Below are 17,145 nucleotides of genomic sequence, written 5' to 3' on the forward strand. Positions count from 1 at the left end.
GCGCAAACCAAACGTAACCGATATTTGTCGAAGACCCGTTATGTGGTCGAACAAAGCTTCGGTACACTGCACCGTAAGTTCCGCTATGCCCGGGCAGCCTATTTCGGGCTGATTAAAGTGAGTGCGCAAAGCCATCTGAAGGCGATGTGTCTAAACCTGTTGAAGGCGGCTAACAGGCTAAGTGTGTCTGTTGCCGCCTAAAAGGCGGCCCGGATGCCTGATTATCGGGTGTCCGGGGAGGATTAAGGGGGTATTTGGGTAGAGTTAGGGAGTGATTGGTGGCGGAAACAGCCGAAAACCTGTGTTGGGGTTTCGACTGTTGTGGGAAGGGCTTTTTTGCCAAGGTCTCAGGCGGCATCATCACGTCTGGCCAAAGCGCAGAAGACGAAGGCAAAAACCGCTTTCAGACGGCCACCCTCACCCATAGCGACATTCAAAACTACAGCCGATACGAAGGCGAAAGTTTTGGATTGGGTGCCAACGTTGCCGTAAGCGGCAAAACACTGGGGCAGAGCGCACAAAATAAGCCTCAAGACAAACACCTGACAAGCGTAGCCGATAAAAACGGCGCAAGTTCATCAGTAGGCTACGGCAGCGACGGAGACAGCAAAAACAGCACCACCCGCAGCGGCATCAACACCCGCAACATACACATCACCGACAAAGCGGGACAACTTGCCCGAACAGGCAGGACTACCAAAGAAACCGAAGCGCGTATCTACACCGGCATCGACACCGAAACTGCGGATCAACACTCAGGCCGTCTGAAAAACAGCTTCGACAAAGACGCGGTGGCCAAAGAAATCAACCTGCAAAGGGAAGTAACACAGGAGTTCGGCAAAAACGCCGCCCAAACCACAGCAGCCGTTTCCGACAAACTCGGCAATACCCAAAGTTACGAACGGTATCAGGCAGCCAAAACCCTGCTGGAGGCCAAACTGCAAAATACGGACAGCGAAGCCGAAAAAGCCGCTATCCGCACATCCCTCGGTCAAGTAAACGCCTACCTTGCCGAAAACCAAAGCCGCTACGACACCTGGAAAGAAGGCGGCATAGGCAGGAGTATCCTGCACGGAGCGGCAGGCGGACTGACGACGGGCAACCTCGGCGGCATACTGGCCGGCGGCGGCACTTCCCTTGCCGCACCGTATTTGGACAAAGCGGCGGAAAACCTCGGCCCGGCGGGCAAAGCGGCGGTCAACGCACTGGGTGGGGCGGCCATCGGCTATGCGGCGGGCGGGAATGCAGGTACGGCGGCAGTAGGGGCGAATGTCGATTGGAACAACCGGCAGCTGCATCCTGATGAAAGGGCTTGGATAAAACAAAATGCCAAAGCATTTGCAAAACAAGAAAATGGCGGGAAGGAACCTACCGCCCAACAAGTTGCCGATGCTCAAAAACGCTTAGTGCATCAAGCAGTCAAAGAAACCGATTTATTTTGGATGCTGACTTTAGAAAAGGTAACTGATTTACCTGCAAAAGACTTTCTTAAAAAAGCCAGGCAGACCTTTCTCAATGAAGATGGCAGGCAACAGCGATTCTTCACTACGGAAGGCAAACAATTTGTCCGACCGGAGGTTTTTGCACCGGAGGCCCAATCAGACCTTGTGTTCTACCGAAACAATTTACACTCATCCAAAAATAGCAGCATTACCCAAGGCGCGAAGGATTTGGCTTCGGAATTTGCAAAAAAATCCTGGAAGGAAAAAATACAAAATCCACGAAAAACTATTACTAGAGGAGTACTCAACTCTTTACCTGTATACATTGTAGGTTCAAAGGCGGTGGATACCTTTAAAGATGTCCAAAACTGTGCAAACGACTTTGGACGATGCTGGGACAATGTCACCGAGGCCTTCCAGTCACCTGGAGCAGGTACTGCTTCCTTAATCTTAAATGACTTGCAACCGATTTACGGACAAGACGTCCGAGGTGCGCAAGCCGCACTGATCGGACTTCAATCGGTAGAAAATTTGACTACGGCCGTCGGAGCGGGCAAGGTATTGAAGCAGGTTGTCAAACCAGGCGTTAACAGCTTTAAGCGCATGCTGGACAAAGACGCCCGGGGAGAAGCAGCTAAAAAAGACGATCCGCCGAAACCCAACTTTGACAAAAAAACAGATCCACCGGCAGATCCGCAACCACAGGAAACATACCCCAAACGTGATGCAAATGGGCGTTATCACGACGAACTCGGACGTTTTATGCCCGATCCGGGGAGAGCTGCCACTGCTTTAAAACGGCCGAATTTGCGCAAACCGATAAGGGACAGTGTGTATGACCGGTATATCAAACTGCCTGACGGCAGCTATGCAGAAAAAGGAAATATCTCTAATATTATCAAACCACCCGTCCACATCGGACACAGATACGGTTGGGAAAACCGCCGTTTGATAAAGGCGGCAGATGAATTAGGCATGACGCAGAGCCAGTTGAATGAGTATGTGAACGACCCGAAAAGGACGAAAAAATTGTTTGCTCTGCAGAACAAGGCGGAAAACGAATCTCACGACCCCAGGTTTGAAAAACCGGGGCGGGGTGATTTGGGTACAATTAAACAAGATATGAGGAACTTTTTAAATGGTAAATAATTTAACACCTCCCAGTTTTGAAGAAAAAATTGCGGAAGCTGAAGAGCTAGGTGATATTGCTTTCCTTCAAAAGGCGGAAAGCGAGGGGAAATTAGATCCATTCCGTATTTCTCCTAATGAAAAATGGAATAGCCTGCATAGGGCTAATATTTGGAATCCATCATCACCTGAAACTATACGGTTTTACATAGACAAAGGTGTCCCTGTAAACGCCCAAGACATCTACGGCATGACACCGCTGCATTACGCGATGCGGGCAGAAAACGGAGATGCGGCCATGGTACTGTTGGAGGCCGGAGCGGATCCGAACATTGAAACCTATACCGACCAAGGAATTCCTTTGGCCATGATAGGCGGCATCCCCGACAGACTGGACGTTTTAAAAGCCATGCTGGACAAAGGTGCAGATGTGCATCACCCGGTCAAGAATGCAAACATGTCGCTATTGGATTTTATGAAGACTTATTTTTCCGATGACCAAAGTTTGAAACCGGTTATTGCCCTAATGGAGCAATATGCCTGATGCGCCATAGGTAAGGATAGCTCTCCCGCGAAATCCAGCTCTATTTGGCAAGAGCAAGCCGTAGCCCATATGAAACCTAAACTCAACAAGTAGGATGTGTGCGGAACGCACGCATGCGGTTCTCAAGGTTTGAGCCAAGAGGTCATCTGAAACAACAAATACGGTTTCAGACGACCTTTCTTTCAACAAGTAGCCACAGCAATCAGACAAAAGCAGTCCACCGCCACACCCATGTTGGCAGTATGGTCGGCACAACCACCATCCGCAGCGGCGGGGATACCACCCTCAAGGGTGCGCAGCTTATCGGCAACGCGAATGTGTGCGGAACGCACATATGCGGTTCTCAAGGTTTGAGCTAAGAGGCCGTCTGAAACAATAAATACGGTTTCAGACGGCCTTTCTTTCAACAAGCCACCACAGCCATCAGACAAAAGCAGTTCGCCGCCACACCCATATCGGTAGCACGGCTAGCAAAATCATTATCCGAAGCGGTGTAGAGACAACTCTAAGACGACAAATTTTGAACGTCATAGCCTTTCGGGTATGACATTAAGGGCCGACATGATCAAACAGCGCGAAATCCATCTGGCCATACCCGCACAAACTAATAAGGAGTAAAGATTGCAGTTACAACGTGTGGTAGAGTATGGCAAGAGTCAAAACATTACAGTCAAAATTACGGAGATCAAATAATGATTTTTAAACAGGATCAAAATTATTGGGCAGTTTTTTATGCTAATGAAGAAGCTCTGATTGTTCAAACATGTTCAGGTTTGGGGTTAACGGCAATAGACCACCTATATCCTCCCCATATCCTGCCATTGGATACCGACAATGGAACTTTAGGCACGACAGTCTTACAAGCATTGGCGAACAGCAGGACGTTAGACAACGAAGCTGAACGTATTGATTTTTTAAAACAGGAAAGTTTTAAACCACGTTATGAGGATTGGGTTGCCAACCTATGCGGGAACTTGGGCTATAAAACCAGACGCGCCCTATTTAAAAACATGATGAGCGTGGATATTTGGCTGCACAACGGCTGCCTGAAAATCAGCCCAAGCCGCCATGTCAAGCTGGAAGCGTGGGATGCCATTGATGCAGACAATGTAATTTTATCATTGGATAACAGTCCTGAAGAAATCGGAGCAGGTTTAAAGTTGGCATTGAGCCGCTGCCGATAATATTTGGCAAAAGTCGTCTGAAAGCCGGAAAAATGTTTCAGACGACTTTTTTATCACACTCAAGGCCAGCGTGCGTACCGCACACACCTTACCTGCATAGGTTTAATGCGGGCTACGGCTTGCTTGGAAGGATATGTGAATTAAAATTTAAAAAAGTTGACTTTCCCGTTCCTAATACTAATTGGAAAAATTCTATTGATGTCTTGAATGAATCAGGTAATGTTAATAGACCACGTTATAGGAGTAAATAAAAATGGCAATTTGGAATTATCGGTACTACCTTATCCCATCAGCTGCTATCAGAAATAAATTTAATGCAAATAAAGATATCATACTTGATGAGTATCGATCTAATGGTTTTCAGAATTTTAATGAGAATAAAAGTTTTGAAAATTACTTTATCGATAATGATTTTATATTATTATCAATAATAAATGAAGCAAAAAAAAAAGCTTAAATCGAAAGAGTCTTGGGATAAAGATGCAATCATGTTTTGTGATAATTTTGGTAATAGTCTTACCGTTTGGCCAGATGATATAGAGTGTGAACTTGATTTAAGATTTGATTATACTAAATTTATTCAGAAAACCATTGACTGGGCAATAAAATATAATTGTCTACTTGTAATCGAAAAAACAGGAAATGTAGTTTCCCCTAATATAAATAATCTAATTTATGAAATAAAAGCATATTTGGAAAGCAAGCCGTGGCCCATATGAAACCTAAACTCAACAAGTAGGATGTGTGCGGAACGCACGCATGCGGTTCTCACGGTTTGAGCCAAGAGGCCGTCTGCAAACAGAAAAACCGTTTCAGACGGCCTTTATTTAATGTGCCGATCTTGCGCGGGCTATAAAGCGCAGTTGTCCAAAAAGGTATATTAATAGGCAAATACAAAAAGGAGGCGAAGTCAATTTTACTACCTTCAAACATTTTCAATTTGGAGTATTGCCATGATAATTAATTATCAAGAAGCAAAGAAAATCGCAGTATCTTTTTTCAGTCAAATAGAGCAAGAAATGGGAATTTCATTGTTAATAGTTGAATCTCATGTATGAGAAAATGATGACTAGGTGGTTTTCCCATATCATTCAAAAGAATATTTAGAAACATTTGCAAAGGTCTCTATCAGCCTCAACAATCACTATTAAAATGTGCTCCGATGTTCTCTCTCCGCCTGTATGCGGCTTGGGCAAGGGCGAGGCTGCATTCGAGTAGGTTGCGGTTTTCGTATTCGGACGCGGTGTATGGCTCGGCTTGGTTTTGCTTCCAAAACTGCAGTTGGGCGATGGCGCGGCGCAGGTCGGTATCGTTGCGTATGATGCCCAGATGGCGTTGGTTGAAAGCTTGCAGGGTGGGTCGGCTGAATACGTTTTGGAGGCCGTCTGAAAAGATGTCTGTTTCGGCGGAGGGGCTTTCAGACGGCCTTTGGAATGGTTCGGTTTGGAACGCTTGTCTGTCCGCGATGGTTTGGGCGGCAAGTCTGGCGGTAACGACACATTCGAGCAGGGAGTTGCTGGCAAGGCGGTTGGCTCCGTGCAGTCCGGTACAGGCGGTTTCGCCTAAGGCGTAGAGCTGCGGCAGGGAGGTTCTGCCGCAGGGGTCGGTTTGGATGCCGCCGCAGGTGTAGTGTTGCACGGGGCGGACGGGGATGGCTTGGCGCGTGATGTCCAAGCCGTGTTGGGACAGGCAGTGCCGATGGATGGACGGAAAATGCCGGCGGACGAACTCTGCGGGTTGATGGCTGATGTCGAGTGAGACGAAGTCTTGCGTTTGTTTGGCGATTTCGGCGGCGATGGTGCGGGCAACGATGTCGCGCGGCGCAAGTTCGGCACGGCGGTCGTAATGCGGCATAAACCGTTCGCCCGCTTGGTTGGTCAGGATGCCGCCTTCGCCGCGCACGGCTTCGGAAATTAGGAAGGTGCGGCCGTTTTCAGACGGCCTTGCCAAGCCTGTGGGGTGGAATTGGATAAATTCGAGGTTTTCGACTGCGCAGCCTGCGCGTATCGCCATAGCGATGGCGTCGCCCGTGCATTCGGGCGGCGTGGTGGTGGCGACGTAAATCTGTCCCAAGCCGCCGCCTGCGAGTACGGTGTGGCGGGCACGGATGCGGTAGGTTTCTTGCGTTCGGCAGTCGAGGACGGTCAGTCCGCACGCTGCGCCTGATTCGGTTTGAACGTCCAACGCCATCTGCCGCTCGTAAACGCGGATGTTCGGGTGGCAGCGTATTTGGGCAATCAGGCTCTGCATGACGGCTTCGCCCGTGTAGTCGGCAACGTGGGCGATTCGGCGGCAGGTATGCCCGCCTTCGCGCGTCAGGTGCAGGTCGTTATGATTCCGGTCGAACGCCACGCCCTGCGCCAGCAGCCATTCGATTGCCGGTTTGCCCTGCGACAGGATGGTGCGGACGGCGGCTTCGTCGCACAAACTCGCGCCCGCTTCCAAAGTATCGGCAACGTGTTTTTCAATGTCGTCCTCTCCCGACCACGCCGCCGCAATCCCGCCTTGGGCATGACGGCTGGCAGTGTCGTCCAGCTGGTTTTTGCACAAAATGACGATGCGGAACGATTCAGGCAGCGACAGGGCGAGCGTCAGTGCCGCCAGCCCGTTTCCGGCAATCAATACGTCGCAATCGGTTTGCATGGTGTTGTCCTTGTTTAAGGGGTCGTCTGAAACAGCAATATTGACGGCAAATCAAGCGGGGCCCATGCCGTTGAACACATCTTTTTTCTTCAGCCCTGCCGCGAAGTCGAGCATACGCTGCAAAGGCAGTTTGGCGGCTTTGCCCAGCTTTCTATCCAACAGGATTTCGTTGCACCCGCTTGTCAGGGCATATTTGATGCCGCCCAGCGAATTCATCGCCATCCACGGGCAGAACGCGCAGCTTTTGCAGCTTCCGCCGTTGCCCGCCGTCGGTGCGGCGATAAATTCTTTGTCGGGCGCCTGCTTTTGCATTTCGTGCAGGATGCCCAAATCGGTCGCCACGATGAATTTTTTTTCGGGGCGCGATACGGCGGCTTTCAGTAGTTTGCTGGTCGAGCCGACCACATCGCCCAGTTCGATGACGCTTTGCGGCGATTCGGGATGAACCAGCACCACGGCGTCGGGATGTTCCGCTTTCAACGCCGCCAGCTCCTGCCCTTTGAATTCGTTATGGACGATGCATGAACCCTGCCACAACAGCATATCCGCACCCGTTTCGCGGCGGATGTAGTCACCGAGGTGGCGGTCGGGCCCCCAAATCAGCTTCTCGCCACGTGATTTCAAATACGACACGATTTCCAACGCCACCGAAGACGTTACCACCCAGTCGGCACGCGCTTTTACGGCAGCGGAAGTGTTGGCGTACACTACGACCGTACGGTCGGGGTGTTGGTCGCAAAACGCTGAAAACGCCTCTTCCGGGCAACCCAAATCCAAAGAACATTCTGCTTCCAAATCAGGCATCAGCACCGTTTTTTCAGGGCAGAGGATTTTCGCACTCTCGCCCATGAAGCGTACGCCCGCCACCACCAGCGTATCGGCTTCATGTTCCGCACCAAAACGCGCCATCTCCAACGAATCGCCCACGCATCCGCCTGTTTCCAAAGCCAAATCCTGAATCAGCGGATCGACGTAATAATGCGCCACCAAGACCGCATTTTTCTCCTTCAACAAAGCCTTGATTTCGTCTTTCAGACGGCCTGCTGTTTCTCGGTCGGGCGTGTCGGCAACCTTCGCCCATGCCTGACGGATTTGGCAGGCGGAAGTCGGCGTTTGGATGAGTGGCATATCGTAATCGAACGAGCGGCGGGCGGCGGTTTGCATGATGTTTCCTTGTAGCTGGTTTTCAGACGGCATGAAGGTTTGCCGTTTATATTTTGAAATAGTTTTATATTATGCTCAAATTGAGTATAATATGCAAGGTCGTCTGAAAACCGCTTTGGTTTACAATAAGGTTTTCTCTTGAATGAAAGCCACGCATGGATGCCTATCCTGAAACAGCGGCCAATACGCAAAGTATCGTCGAACTGGTTCCTGTACTGATCGCCATTACAAACGGCAGCTTGAGGGTTTTGACCGTTGCCCAAGGAGCGCTGCTGCCCAACGGCCTGCTTGCTCCGCTTCGCCACTCCTTGCAGGCAGGGGTCAGGATGTGGGTCGCCAAGCAGACATCTCAGCCTATGGGTTATGTAGAACAGCTTTACACCTTTGTCGATACGCGCCGTCAAAACGAGCAAGGCCTGCCTGTCTTGTACGTCAGCTATCTGGGGCTGGTGCGCGAGGCCGCCGACAGCATCCTGCACCCGGATGCTAAATGGCAGGACTGCTACTGCTATTTTCCGTGGGAAGATTTGCGCACCGACGGCGGGCTACGCGATACCATCGTCAGCCGCCTGCGCATTTGGGCAAACTCGGCGGATACGGAGGAAGTGCGACAGAAGCGGCTCAAGCGCATTCATTTGTGCTGGGGGGTAGAACCTGAAAATTGGTCGGAAGAATACGTTTTGCAACGCTATGAAATGCTGTATGAAAGCGGCCTGATAGTGGAAGCCGCCGAGCCGCAGGCAAACTTCGACTTCGCACTCACGGGGCAGCCCATGCGCCACGACCACCGCCGCGTACTGGCGACCGCCCTGTCCCGCCTGCGCGCCAAAATCAAATACCGCCCCGTGATTTTTGAACTGATGCCGCCCGAATTTACATTGCTGCAACTGCAAAACAGCGTCGAAGCCATCAGCGGCAGATTGCTGCACAAGCAAAACTTCCGCCGCCAGATTCAGCAGCAGAACCTTATCGAGCCGTCAGATACCAGCGTATCAGGTAGTAAAGGCCGTCCTGCACAGCTTTACCGCTTCCGAGATGACGTTCTGCCCGAACAGCTGATTTCTGATATCGGACTGCCGCTGGGCAGCCGTTAGCCCGTTTTCAGACGACCTATAGTGGATTAACAAAAATCAGGACAAGGCGACGAAGCCGCAGACAGTACAGATAGTACGGAACCGATTCACTTGGTGCTTGAACACCTTACCAGGAACTATGGAAGTTTTAAAAAAGATTGGCACCACAGGCAACTCAGCCACAGGCAAACTTTTTCCAGATTTACCTCGCACAAATAAGGGATGGACTGAAAAAACACAAGTGCAATTCAAGCTTGAAGGCCAAGGAAAACCACATGTGAATAAAGGAAAAGGGGTAGTCAATACAGGGCTGGGGAAATCTGGCGGTAAAGAAACTTTTGAGAAACAGATTATTTATTTTGAAAAAATTGGAGACGTAAAATGAGTTATTTGATTTTGGATGATGATATGTATTTAATCTATGATTTTAAAAAAGTCATGAAAAGAGAAAAAGAATTTATTGAAAAGACAAGATTATTATCATTAAATGACGAAAGTATCTTTGGCATCAAAAAAGACAAAGGCTTATTTGCATCAGAGGAATGGTGGAGTAATATTGATTCCGGACAGATTATCACCAGAAGCGTTTCCGGAGTGATATCGTCAATATATGAAGCGGGAATGGAACGAAGAAATATACCGAATAGTTTTAGTTTTATAGATGGTGAAGGCATCGTAAGGAATGAAAGTATGTATATGATGAATAAATCCGACAGACATTTATTTTGTGAAGGGAAAAAAATTGCTATTTTTTACGCGTATGACGAATTAAAAATATCAAAACAAAGAAAAGGAGACGTAATTGATTTGGAAAACAACTATGTTGAGCAAGTCATTGAAATGGCAATTTCAAAATAATCAGATGACGCCGGAGAGAATTGTTCTCTTTGAGCTAAGGCGAGGCAAAGCCGTACTGGTTTTTGTTAATCCACTATAAAATGAAGTTTTGCCCCATCGGTACAACATCAATATTTTTCAACAAAGGAAACCCCATGTCGTCTGAAAACACCCTCTTCCCCCTGCCCGATACCCTATTGCGCCCCATGGTAGAACAAGCCTTGAGCGAAGATTTGGGCAGGCGCGGCGACATTACGTCCGCCGCCGTCATCGCCCCCGATAAAACCGCCAAACTTTTCCTCGTCAGCCGCGAAAACGGCGTTATCGCCGGCATGGACTTGGCGCGCCTCGCCTTTCAGACGATGGATCCGTCCGTCCGCTTCCAAGCCGAAATCCGAGACGGACAAGCCGTCCGCGCAGGTCAGACGCTGGCTGCCATCGAAGGCAACGCCCGCGCGCTGCTCGCCGCCGAACGCACCGCGCTCAACTACCTCACGCACTTAAGCGGCATCGCCACCGCTACCGCTCGCGCAGTAGCCGAAGTTGCCGGTTACAATGTGGACATCGTGTGCAGCCGCAAAACCATCCCACTGCTTCGCGTCCTGCAAAAATACGCCGTCAGAGCAGGTGGGGGTGTGAACCACCGCATGGGCTTGGACGACGCCATCCTCATCAAAGACAACCATCTTGCCTATTGTGACAGCATCGCCCAAGCCGTACGGCAGGCAAAGCAAGCAGTCGGACCGTTGACCTGCGTGGAAATCGAAGTGGACACGTTGGCACAACTGGACAAAGCTATCGTGGCGGGCGCAGAACGGATTTTGCTGGACAACATGGACGACGAAACCCTGAAAAAAGCGGCAAACCGCTGCCACACGCAAACTGCCCACCCCCACACCGTCTATTGCGAAGCATCGGGCGGCATCGGCTTCGACCGACTGAAGCGCGTGGCGCAAACCGGCGTGGACGGCATCGCCCTCGGCTATCTGACCCACAGCAGCCATTCGTTGGATATAGGTTTGGATTTCGTGGCTTAAATTTCGAGTTTGCTATAAAGCAAAGGCCGTCTGAAATATAGACGTTTCATTTTCAAGCAGCCTTTTTGCTTCCAAAGCAGAAGATATAAAAATTATGCAGGGTAGCTTCAACCTTCATATAACATGAAAGAGTAGGGCATAACTAAGCCATCATGTAAAAAGCCGTCTGAAACCCAATGTTCAGACGGCTTTTTACTCCCAAAATGATTAATTGATCATTACCATTTTCCAGTTATCCCAATACGGATTGTCCTACCTGGTGCAGGCAGGTAAGAGCGACTCATCGGGTCGAGGTAGTAGCGGTTGGTCAGGTTGCTGCCCACCAGCTCGGCAGTCAGGTTTTTGCCGATTTTGTAGCGCAGGTAGGCATCCCATACTGCAACAGGCTGCCAGCGCATATAGTCGGGGTCTGCCTGTTTTCCATTACCTGCTTGGTCGTAATATACCTGAAAAATCGCCCTGCGGTATTATTCAGCTTAATAATCAAGTAAGTCTTTTGCGGCTTATCGTATGTAGGAAAACTGCTACAATAATAACCATCAATAAACCATCCCTTGAATCTATTCAGTCTACCTGAAACTCAAAAAGCAGCATGCACATGGTTTTACAGAAACCCTGTAAACAGCAAAGCTATCTCTTTAGAAAACGCATAAGGAAAACAACATGAATCTAGCCATCACTGGCTCCAGCGGCAACATCGGCGGTATGGTCGCCCGTCATCTGAGCACATGCGGCCTGCCGCTTATCCTGCCGCTGCGTAACCCCGCCAAAGCGCCCAATCTCACGAACTGCGAGGCGCGACGGTTTGCCTATGGCGATTTGGAGCTTGCTAAGCAGGCTTTAAATGGGGTGGACGTGCTGTTTATGGTGTCCGCCGCCGAAAGTCCGATGCGCGAACAGGAGCATTTGACTTTGGTGCAGGCTGCTTCGGAAGCGGGCGTGAAGCATATTGTCTATCTCTCTTTTGCTCAAGCGGCGTTGGACAGCACCTTCACGCTGGCGCGTACTCATGCGGTTACCGAAAATGCAATCCGGCAAACAAATATGCGCTACACCTTTCTGCGCGACAATTTTTACAGTGAGATGATGGCAACAATTGCTAATGCAGACGGCATCATCGCAGGCCCAGCCGACGACGGGCGCGTTACCTGCATTTCACAGCGCGATGTCGCCCAAGCAGTGGCAAACGTTATCGCCGACATCGCATACGGCAACCACCGCCACGACAATCAGACCTACACGCTGACCGGTTCCCAATCATTAAGTTTTGTTGAAATAGCCGCCGTCTTAACCGAAATCACCGGCAAACCGCACTGCTACCACAATGAAACTGTGGAAGAAGCCTTCGCCAGCCGCAAAGCTGAGTATCCTGACACGCCCGATTGGCAGATTGAAGCCTGGGTTTCTACCTACACTGCCATTGCCAAAGGCGAGCTTGCTACCGTTTCAGACGACCTGCCGCAGTTGTTGGGACGCGCACCGATTAGTTTTGAAGACGTAGTAAAGGCACAATATGCAAAATAATCTTGTCCCATTTATCGAGTTTCGTGGCACAGGCAAGCATTATGACGGCAAATATGCTGTGCGCGATTTGGATTTGACCATTTATCAGGGTGAATTTTTCGTGTTGGTAGGTAGCTCGGGCAGCGGCAAATCCACCACTTTACGCATGATTAACGCGCTAATTGAACCGACCGATGGCAACGTTTATCTGCACGGGAAACGGATTAAAGACTACGACATCCGCCAGCTCCGCCACCAAATTGGTTACGTATTGCAGCAAATCGCACTTTTCCCCACCATGACCGTCGCGGAAAATATCGAACTCATGCCTGACGTACTGGGCTGGCCGAAAGCCGAACGCAAAACGCGTGTGAATGAATTATTGGAGCTGGTGGAACTTGACCCTGCGCACTACCGCGACCGCTATCCGCACGAACTTTCCGGCGGTGAACAGCAGCGCATCGGTATTTTGCGAGCCATTGCAGCCAAGCCTCAAGTTCTGCTGATGGACGAACCGTTTTCAGCACTTGACCCGCTGGTACGCACCGTGCTGCAAGACCAAATTGCTATGATTCACCAAAAATTTGGCACCACTATCGTTTTCGTTACCCATGATATGCAGGAAGCCGCCAAACTCGCTTGCCGTATCGGTGTAATGCATAATGGCAAACTGGTACAAATCGACACACCTGAAGAAATCAAAAAGCAGCCGGCAAATGATTATGTGCAATCGCTGTTTTCCACCGCCGATGCACCCGATGCCGAACGCATCATCCACCAATTCTTACGGTTGGATAAACAGGGACAGGAAGCTGTGAGAAGGGCAGTGTTATGATGGTGAAGGCCGTCTGAAACCTCTTTCAAGGCGCTAATACCTTGCTGTAAAGCAAACATAAACATCTATTATTCAACGTACTAAACATAAAATTTAAAACTATGTTCTCATCCCTAAACGTTACCCTGGCAGAACTCTGGCAAATGCTGCTTACGCATTTATGGCTTTCCGGCCTGGCTTTGCTCGCGGCAGTGGCAATTGCGGTGCCTGCCGCCGTGTTGTTTGCGCGCAGACAGCGGGCAGCGGAAGCGGTATTGCAGTTTACCAATATATTGCAAACCATTCCGTCTTTGGCGCTGCTGGGTTTGCTGATTCCGTTTGTCGGTATCGGTTCGCCGCCCGTCTTGATTGCGCTCACGCTATACGCGCTGTTGCCTATTTTTCAAAATACCTATTTGGGGCTGACCCAAATCGACCAATCGATTCAAGATGCGTACACCGCATTCGGACTATCGCGCTGGCAATCATTGTGGCGGATTGAACTGCCGATGGCTTTGCCTGCCATGATTTCGGGCATTCGCACGGCGGCAGTGCTGATTGTCGGCACGGCAACTCTGGCGGCGTTAATCGGAGCAGGCGGTTTGGGCAACCTGATTCTGCTCGGTATCGATCGCAACAACATGACAATGACGTTTACCGGCGCATTGCTCTCCGCATTATTGGCTGTCGGTGTAAGCGGCATTATCGGGCTGTTGCAGAAATCACGACGCAAGTTGCCGATTATTCTTGCATTGGTGGTGGGCTTCGGCGCACTCGGTCTGTCTCAGATTTCATTTACACCTGCTACAAAAAACGTGGTGGTTGCCGGCAAAATGGGGAGTGAGCCGGATATTCTGATTAACATGTATAAATTATTGATTGAACGTGAGAATTCGAACGTGAAAGTCACAGTCAAACCTAATTTTGGCAAAACTACTTTCCTGTTTAGCGCACTGAATAGTGGCGAAATCGATATTTATCCTGAATTCACCGGCACAGTGCTGGAAGCCTTAGTACAAGTACCAACTGAACAGAAGAACCGCCATCTGTCGCCAGATGAAACCTATCAACGGGGCAAACAATTATTGGCGGAACAATATCAGCTAGAGTTTCTGCCACCAATGTCTTATCAGAACACTTACGCGTTGGCGGTCAAAGAAAGCTACGGTGCATCGCACCAACTGAAGACAATCAGCGACTTGAAGCAGGTAGCGCCCAATATCCGAGCAGGTTTCTCACTGGAATTTATCGACCGAGCGGATGGCTATAAAGGCATGCAGGCAGCCGGTATCACGCTAAAACATATTGTTAGCTTGGAACCTGCCTTACGCTATACGGCATTGTTGAATGACAAAATCGACCTAGTGGAAGCCTTTTCCACCGATGCAGAATTGAAACAATATCAATTGCGCCTACTGAAAGATGATATTTCCCTGTTTCCTGCTTATCAGGGTGCGCCATTGATGAAAGCAGAATTTGCTGAAAAAAATCCTCAAATTGTGACCGCACTTAACCGACTGGCGGGAAAAATTAGCGAAGAGGAAATGAGTGAGATGAACTACCGCGTGAAAGTGCAAGGCGAAAGCGCGGAAAACGTAGCGCGGGAGTATTTGGAGAAAAATGGGTTGTTAGGAAAGTAAAATTGGCAGTAGGCTACCTGAAAGCATCAGATTCTTAGGGAGGTATTATGAAAGCCGTAAAAATCTATCAAGCCGGCGGTCCAGAGCAACTGATTTATCAAGACGTGCCAACACCTGATATCAAAGAGAGTTGGTCACTGGTAAAAATCAAAGGCTTCGGCATCAACCATTCCGAGATTTTCACACGCGAAGGCAAATCGCTGTCTGTCCAGTTTCCGCGTATCTTGGGCATTAAATGTGTAGGCCAAGTGACGCCTTTAGAATAAAACAGTGGTCTGAATTGGTTTCATGGATATTGATAAAGAGAAGGTCGTCTGAAATTCTTCAGACGGCCTTTTATATTTGAATCATCATTGACTTTAAATACATTGAATATCAACGGCAGCTTTATTGAAACTAGGCTACGACTGCTGAAATTCCTTGCGAAATGCCAACGGTGTTTTCTGCATTTCTTTCTTAAAAAATTTGCCGAAATGCGTAGCCTCTTCAAAGCCGAGTTGCCACGCGATTTCTTTGACGGACACTTTCGTATAAGCCAACAATCGCTTGCTTTCCAATAAAATTCTTTGATTAATGAACTGTTTTGCTGTTAGCCCCGCATATTGTCGGCAGGTTTGGTTCAGTGTTTTTTCGTGACATGAAAGCGCATCAGCGTAAAACGCCAGTTGGTGCTGTGTGGAAAAATGCGTTTCCAGCAACGCACAAAATGCCTGCCAACGCTGCTTTGGGAGGTCGGGCAGGGCGTTTTGCGGCGAATACACCGACGACAGCCAAGTTAAAAATACACCGAGTTGCTGCTGTACCAGCTCGGCTTTTGCCGATTGCGCCAAATCGTCCGCATAGCGTAAATCAGAGAGGGTATGCATCATCTGGGTGAGCAAAGGCACGTGTTGCGGCGCCACCTTGCCTTGGGATGGCAGTTGTCTCAACTTGTCCGAAATATTGGAGGTCAGTATTTGTGGCGCAAAGGACATTCCCCATCCGTCCCAGTCTGCCACACCTGTAAAATGGTGAATTTGCTTAGGGCGAATCAGCAGCCATTCGCCTGTTTGCTGTACCATCTCGGCAAAGTCCAAAATGTGCCGACATTCTCCCTGTTGCACCCAAATCCACACAAAATATTCAAAGCGGTGTTGTTGCTCAAGTTGGGTTTTAATGGCTGCATCTGCTGCTGTTTCACTTTGGTAAAACACTTGTGCAGTGCAAATTTCCAGACCGATTTCGTCTTCCGATGTGATATTTTGGATAAAAGGTTTGTTTTTTACCATAAATAAGCCATTTTTTACTTTTAATTCAACAAAATTATACCATAAAATACCACCATAAATTAAACAAGAGGTAAACAAAATGGTAAAAACAGCACTCATTACAGGCGCATCGAGCGGCATTGGTTTGGAATTGGCAAAAATTCACGCACAGCAAGGCGACAATGTGGTTTTGGTCGCACGCTCCCAAGACAAGTTAAATAAAATTGCCGAAGAATTGACCGCACAATTCGGTATTAAAGCGTACGTTATTGCTATCGATTTAGCAGAATCTAATGCTGCCGAACGCATTTTTGAGCAAACCCAGGCGTTAGGTATTCAAGTCGATTATCTGATCAACAATGCAGGTTTGGGCGGGCATGGCAAGTTTGCCGAGCGGGATTTGGCAGATGAAATGCATATGGTGCAAGTGAATATTATCGCGCTGATGTCGTTAACCCGACTGTATCTGCCGTCCATGTTAGCGCAACAGTCAGGCAGAATTTTGAATGTTTCGTCCACCGCATCATTTATGCCCGTCCCTAATCAGGCAGTGTACTACGCCACCAAAGCTTTCGTAACTTCATTCAGTCAAGCCGTAGCACAGGAAGTGTCTGTAAGTGGTGTGACAGTTACGGCACTTTGCCCGGGCGCAGTGGCAACGGGCTTTGTGGCTGCAGGCAATTTGCAGGGCGTGGCCGCCTGGGATAACGCAAAATCTGCGCAATCCGTGGCACAGTATGGCCACAAGGCGATAATGCGCGGCGAATTGGTGGCATTTAACGAAGGAAAACTGCGTTTTATGTTGGATTGGATCATTCCGTTCCTACCACGCCATTTGGTACTAAAAATGTCGCAAATGGCGATGGAGAAGAAATAATTTCTTTATCAT

At 49.1% G+C, this 17,145-nt stretch carries 17 protein-coding genes and 4 pseudogenes; 17 read left to right on the forward strand and 4 right to left on the reverse strand.

Annotated features, from left to right (window positions below; genetic code table 11):
* From ACTHSW_RS10065 to ACTHSW_RS10100, 8 genes and pseudogenes are all read left to right on the forward strand, one after another.
* Window positions 1-201: transposase (locus ACTHSW_RS10065; protein ID WP_440373894.1), on the forward strand; the 201-nt coding region annotated here is incomplete at its 5' end.
* Window positions 202-350: 149 nt separating this feature from the next.
* A pseudogene (locus ACTHSW_RS10070) lies at window positions 351-1,314 on the forward strand (hemagglutinin repeat-containing protein); the annotation flags it as partial.
* Between the two features lie 890 nt (window positions 1,315-2,204).
* A complete protein-coding gene (locus tag ACTHSW_RS10075) occupies window positions 2,205-2,591 on the forward strand; it encodes a GH-E family nuclease (protein ID WP_225905499.1) in 387 nt (128 codons plus the stop codon).
* Window positions 2,581-3,114 (forward strand): ankyrin repeat domain-containing protein, encoded by a 534-nt coding sequence (locus ACTHSW_RS10080; RefSeq protein WP_070461578.1) that lies wholly within the window; start codon window positions 2,581-2,583, stop codon window positions 3,112-3,114. The genes ACTHSW_RS10075 and ACTHSW_RS10080 overlap by 11 nt, the downstream gene beginning before the upstream one ends.
* Before the next feature lie 113 nt (window positions 3,115-3,227).
* Window positions 3,228-3,422: pseudogene (locus ACTHSW_RS10085) on the forward strand (hemagglutinin repeat-containing protein); the annotation flags it as partial.
* A 235-nt stretch (window positions 3,423-3,657) separates the two neighbouring features.
* Complete coding sequence (locus ACTHSW_RS10090; RefSeq protein WP_336623262.1) at window positions 3,658-3,732, forward strand: hypothetical protein; 75 nt, start codon at window positions 3,658-3,660, stop codon at window positions 3,730-3,732.
* A gap of 74 nt (window positions 3,733-3,806) precedes the next feature.
* A complete protein-coding gene (locus tag ACTHSW_RS10095; RefSeq protein WP_107792553.1) occupies window positions 3,807-4,298 on the forward strand; it encodes a contact-dependent growth inhibition system immunity protein in 492 nt (163 codons plus the stop codon).
* A gap of 253 nt (window positions 4,299-4,551) precedes the next feature.
* Window positions 4,552-5,017: pseudogene (locus ACTHSW_RS10100) on the forward strand (hypothetical protein).
* Window positions 5,018-5,432: 415 nt separating this feature from the next.
* On the opposite strand, the gene nadB reads toward ACTHSW_RS10100, so the two are convergent.
* Window positions 5,433-6,941, reverse strand: coding sequence for an L-aspartate oxidase (gene nadB / locus ACTHSW_RS10105; RefSeq protein WP_070461577.1), 1,509 nt, complete (start codon window positions 6,939-6,941; stop codon window positions 5,433-5,435).
* Between the two features lie 51 nt (window positions 6,942-6,992).
* Window positions 6,993-8,105: a quinolinate synthase NadA gene (nadA, locus tag ACTHSW_RS10110; RefSeq protein WP_070461581.1), complete on the reverse strand. Its 1,113-nt coding sequence runs from the start codon at window positions 8,103-8,105 to the stop codon at window positions 6,993-6,995.
* Between the two features lie 155 nt (window positions 8,106-8,260).
* Between nadA and ACTHSW_RS10115 the strand changes: the two genes are divergently transcribed.
* From ACTHSW_RS10115 to nadC, 4 genes are all read left to right on the forward strand, one after another.
* Entirely contained in the window at window positions 8,261-9,199 is a 939-nt protein-coding gene (locus ACTHSW_RS10115; RefSeq protein WP_070461576.1) for an NUDIX hydrolase, read from the forward strand.
* A gap of 118 nt (window positions 9,200-9,317) precedes the next feature.
* The gene (locus tag ACTHSW_RS10120; protein ID WP_070461575.1) at window positions 9,318-9,563 is read left to right on the forward strand and encodes a hypothetical protein; all 246 of its coding nucleotides are present in this window, start codon (window positions 9,318-9,320) and stop codon (window positions 9,561-9,563) included.
* Window positions 9,560-10,036, forward strand: coding sequence for a hypothetical protein (locus ACTHSW_RS10125; protein WP_070461574.1), 477 nt, complete (start codon window positions 9,560-9,562; stop codon window positions 10,034-10,036). The genes ACTHSW_RS10120 and ACTHSW_RS10125 overlap by 4 nt, the downstream gene beginning before the upstream one ends.
* Window positions 10,037-10,170: 134 nt before the next feature.
* The gene (gene nadC / locus ACTHSW_RS10130; protein WP_107769070.1) at window positions 10,171-11,052 is read left to right on the forward strand and encodes a carboxylating nicotinate-nucleotide diphosphorylase; all 882 of its coding nucleotides are present in this window, start codon (window positions 10,171-10,173) and stop codon (window positions 11,050-11,052) included.
* A gap of 218 nt (window positions 11,053-11,270) precedes the next feature.
* Here the strand turns inward: nadC and ACTHSW_RS10135 are convergent.
* Window positions 11,271-11,453 (reverse strand): annotated as a pseudogene (locus tag ACTHSW_RS10135) (hypothetical protein); the annotation flags it as partial.
* A 262-nt stretch (window positions 11,454-11,715) separates the two neighbouring features.
* On the opposite strand from ACTHSW_RS10135, the gene ACTHSW_RS10140 reads away from it, so the two are divergent.
* The 4 genes from ACTHSW_RS10140 (at window position 11,716) to ACTHSW_RS10155 (ending at window position 15,275) form a co-directional block, all read left to right on the forward strand.
* On the forward strand, window positions 11,716-12,576 hold the full coding sequence (locus ACTHSW_RS10140; protein WP_440373895.1) for an SDR family oxidoreductase: 861 nt from the start codon (window positions 11,716-11,718) through the stop codon (window positions 12,574-12,576).
* Window positions 12,566-13,390, forward strand: coding sequence for an ABC transporter ATP-binding protein (locus ACTHSW_RS10145; protein WP_070461570.1), 825 nt, complete (start codon window positions 12,566-12,568; stop codon window positions 13,388-13,390). The genes ACTHSW_RS10140 and ACTHSW_RS10145 overlap by 11 nt, the downstream gene beginning before the upstream one ends.
* Before the next feature lie 101 nt (window positions 13,391-13,491).
* On the forward strand, window positions 13,492-15,009 hold the full coding sequence (locus ACTHSW_RS10150; protein WP_070461569.1) for an ABC transporter permease/substrate-binding protein: 1,518 nt from the start codon (window positions 13,492-13,494) through the stop codon (window positions 15,007-15,009).
* Window positions 15,010-15,056: 47 nt separating this feature from the next.
* The gene (locus ACTHSW_RS10155; RefSeq protein ID WP_199900406.1) at window positions 15,057-15,275 is read left to right on the forward strand and encodes an alcohol dehydrogenase catalytic domain-containing protein; all 219 of its coding nucleotides are present in this window, start codon (window positions 15,057-15,059) and stop codon (window positions 15,273-15,275) included.
* 135 nt (window positions 15,276-15,410) lie between these two features.
* On the opposite strand, the gene ACTHSW_RS10160 is transcribed toward ACTHSW_RS10155, so the two are convergent.
* Window positions 15,411-16,376: a helix-turn-helix domain-containing protein gene (locus ACTHSW_RS10160; RefSeq protein ID WP_159068523.1), complete on the reverse strand. Its 966-nt coding sequence runs from the start codon at window positions 16,374-16,376 to the stop codon at window positions 15,411-15,413.
* Here ACTHSW_RS10160 and ACTHSW_RS10165 point away from each other — a divergent pair.
* Window positions 16,357-17,133 (forward strand): SDR family NAD(P)-dependent oxidoreductase, encoded by a 777-nt coding sequence (locus ACTHSW_RS10165; protein WP_070461567.1) that lies wholly within the window; start codon window positions 16,357-16,359, stop codon window positions 17,131-17,133. The two genes, ACTHSW_RS10160 and ACTHSW_RS10165, sit on opposite strands and share 20 nt — an antisense overlap.
* Window positions 17,134-17,145: the final 12 nt, after the last annotated feature.

This window comes from Neisseria sp. P0008.S004, assembly GCF_051962755.1.
Taxonomy (GTDB): Bacteria; Pseudomonadota; Gammaproteobacteria; order Burkholderiales; family Neisseriaceae; genus Neisseria; species Neisseria subflava_A.

What these genes read in the sequence shown, in the direction of transcription:
- ACTHSW_RS10150 (WP_070461569.1), top strand. Translation starts at nt 13,492, where the DNA reads ATGTTCTCATCCCTAAACGTTACCCTGGCAGAACTCTGGCAAATGCTG.
- nadC (WP_107769070.1), top strand. Translation starts at nt 10,171, where the DNA reads ATGTCGTCTGAAAACACCCTCTTCCCCCTGCCCGATACCCTATTGCGC.
- ACTHSW_RS10120 (WP_070461575.1), top strand. Translation starts at nt 9,318, where the DNA reads ATGGAAGTTTTAAAAAAGATTGGCACCACAGGCAACTCAGCCACAGGC.
- ACTHSW_RS10140 (WP_440373895.1), top strand. Translation starts at nt 11,716, where the DNA reads ATGAATCTAGCCATCACTGGCTCCAGCGGCAACATCGGCGGTATGGTC.
- ACTHSW_RS10165 (WP_070461567.1), top strand. Translation starts at nt 16,357, where the DNA reads ATGGTAAAAACAGCACTCATTACAGGCGCATCGAGCGGCATTGGTTTG.
- ACTHSW_RS10075 (WP_225905499.1), top strand. Translation starts at nt 2,205, where the DNA reads ATGCCCGATCCGGGGAGAGCTGCCACTGCTTTAAAACGGCCGAATTTG.
- ACTHSW_RS10125 (WP_070461574.1), top strand. Translation starts at nt 9,560, where the DNA reads ATGAGTTATTTGATTTTGGATGATGATATGTATTTAATCTATGATTTT.
- ACTHSW_RS10160 (WP_159068523.1), bottom strand. Translation starts at nt 16,376, where the DNA reads ATGAGTGCTGTTTTTACCATTTTGTTTACCTCTTGTTTAATTTATGGT.
- ACTHSW_RS10095 (WP_107792553.1), top strand. Translation starts at nt 3,807, where the DNA reads ATGATTTTTAAACAGGATCAAAATTATTGGGCAGTTTTTTATGCTAAT.
- ACTHSW_RS10080 (WP_070461578.1), top strand. Translation starts at nt 2,581, where the DNA reads ATGGTAAATAATTTAACACCTCCCAGTTTTGAAGAAAAAATTGCGGAA.
- nadB (WP_070461577.1), bottom strand. Translation starts at nt 6,941, where the DNA reads ATGCAAACCGATTGCGACGTATTGATTGCCGGAAACGGGCTGGCGGCA.
- ACTHSW_RS10145 (WP_070461570.1), top strand. Translation starts at nt 12,566, where the DNA reads ATGCAAAATAATCTTGTCCCATTTATCGAGTTTCGTGGCACAGGCAAG.
- ACTHSW_RS10155 (WP_199900406.1), top strand. Translation starts at nt 15,057, where the DNA reads ATGAAAGCCGTAAAAATCTATCAAGCCGGCGGTCCAGAGCAACTGATT.
- ACTHSW_RS10115 (WP_070461576.1), top strand. Translation starts at nt 8,261, where the DNA reads ATGGATGCCTATCCTGAAACAGCGGCCAATACGCAAAGTATCGTCGAA.
- nadA (WP_070461581.1), bottom strand. Translation starts at nt 8,105, where the DNA reads ATGCAAACCGCCGCCCGCCGCTCGTTCGATTACGATATGCCACTCATC.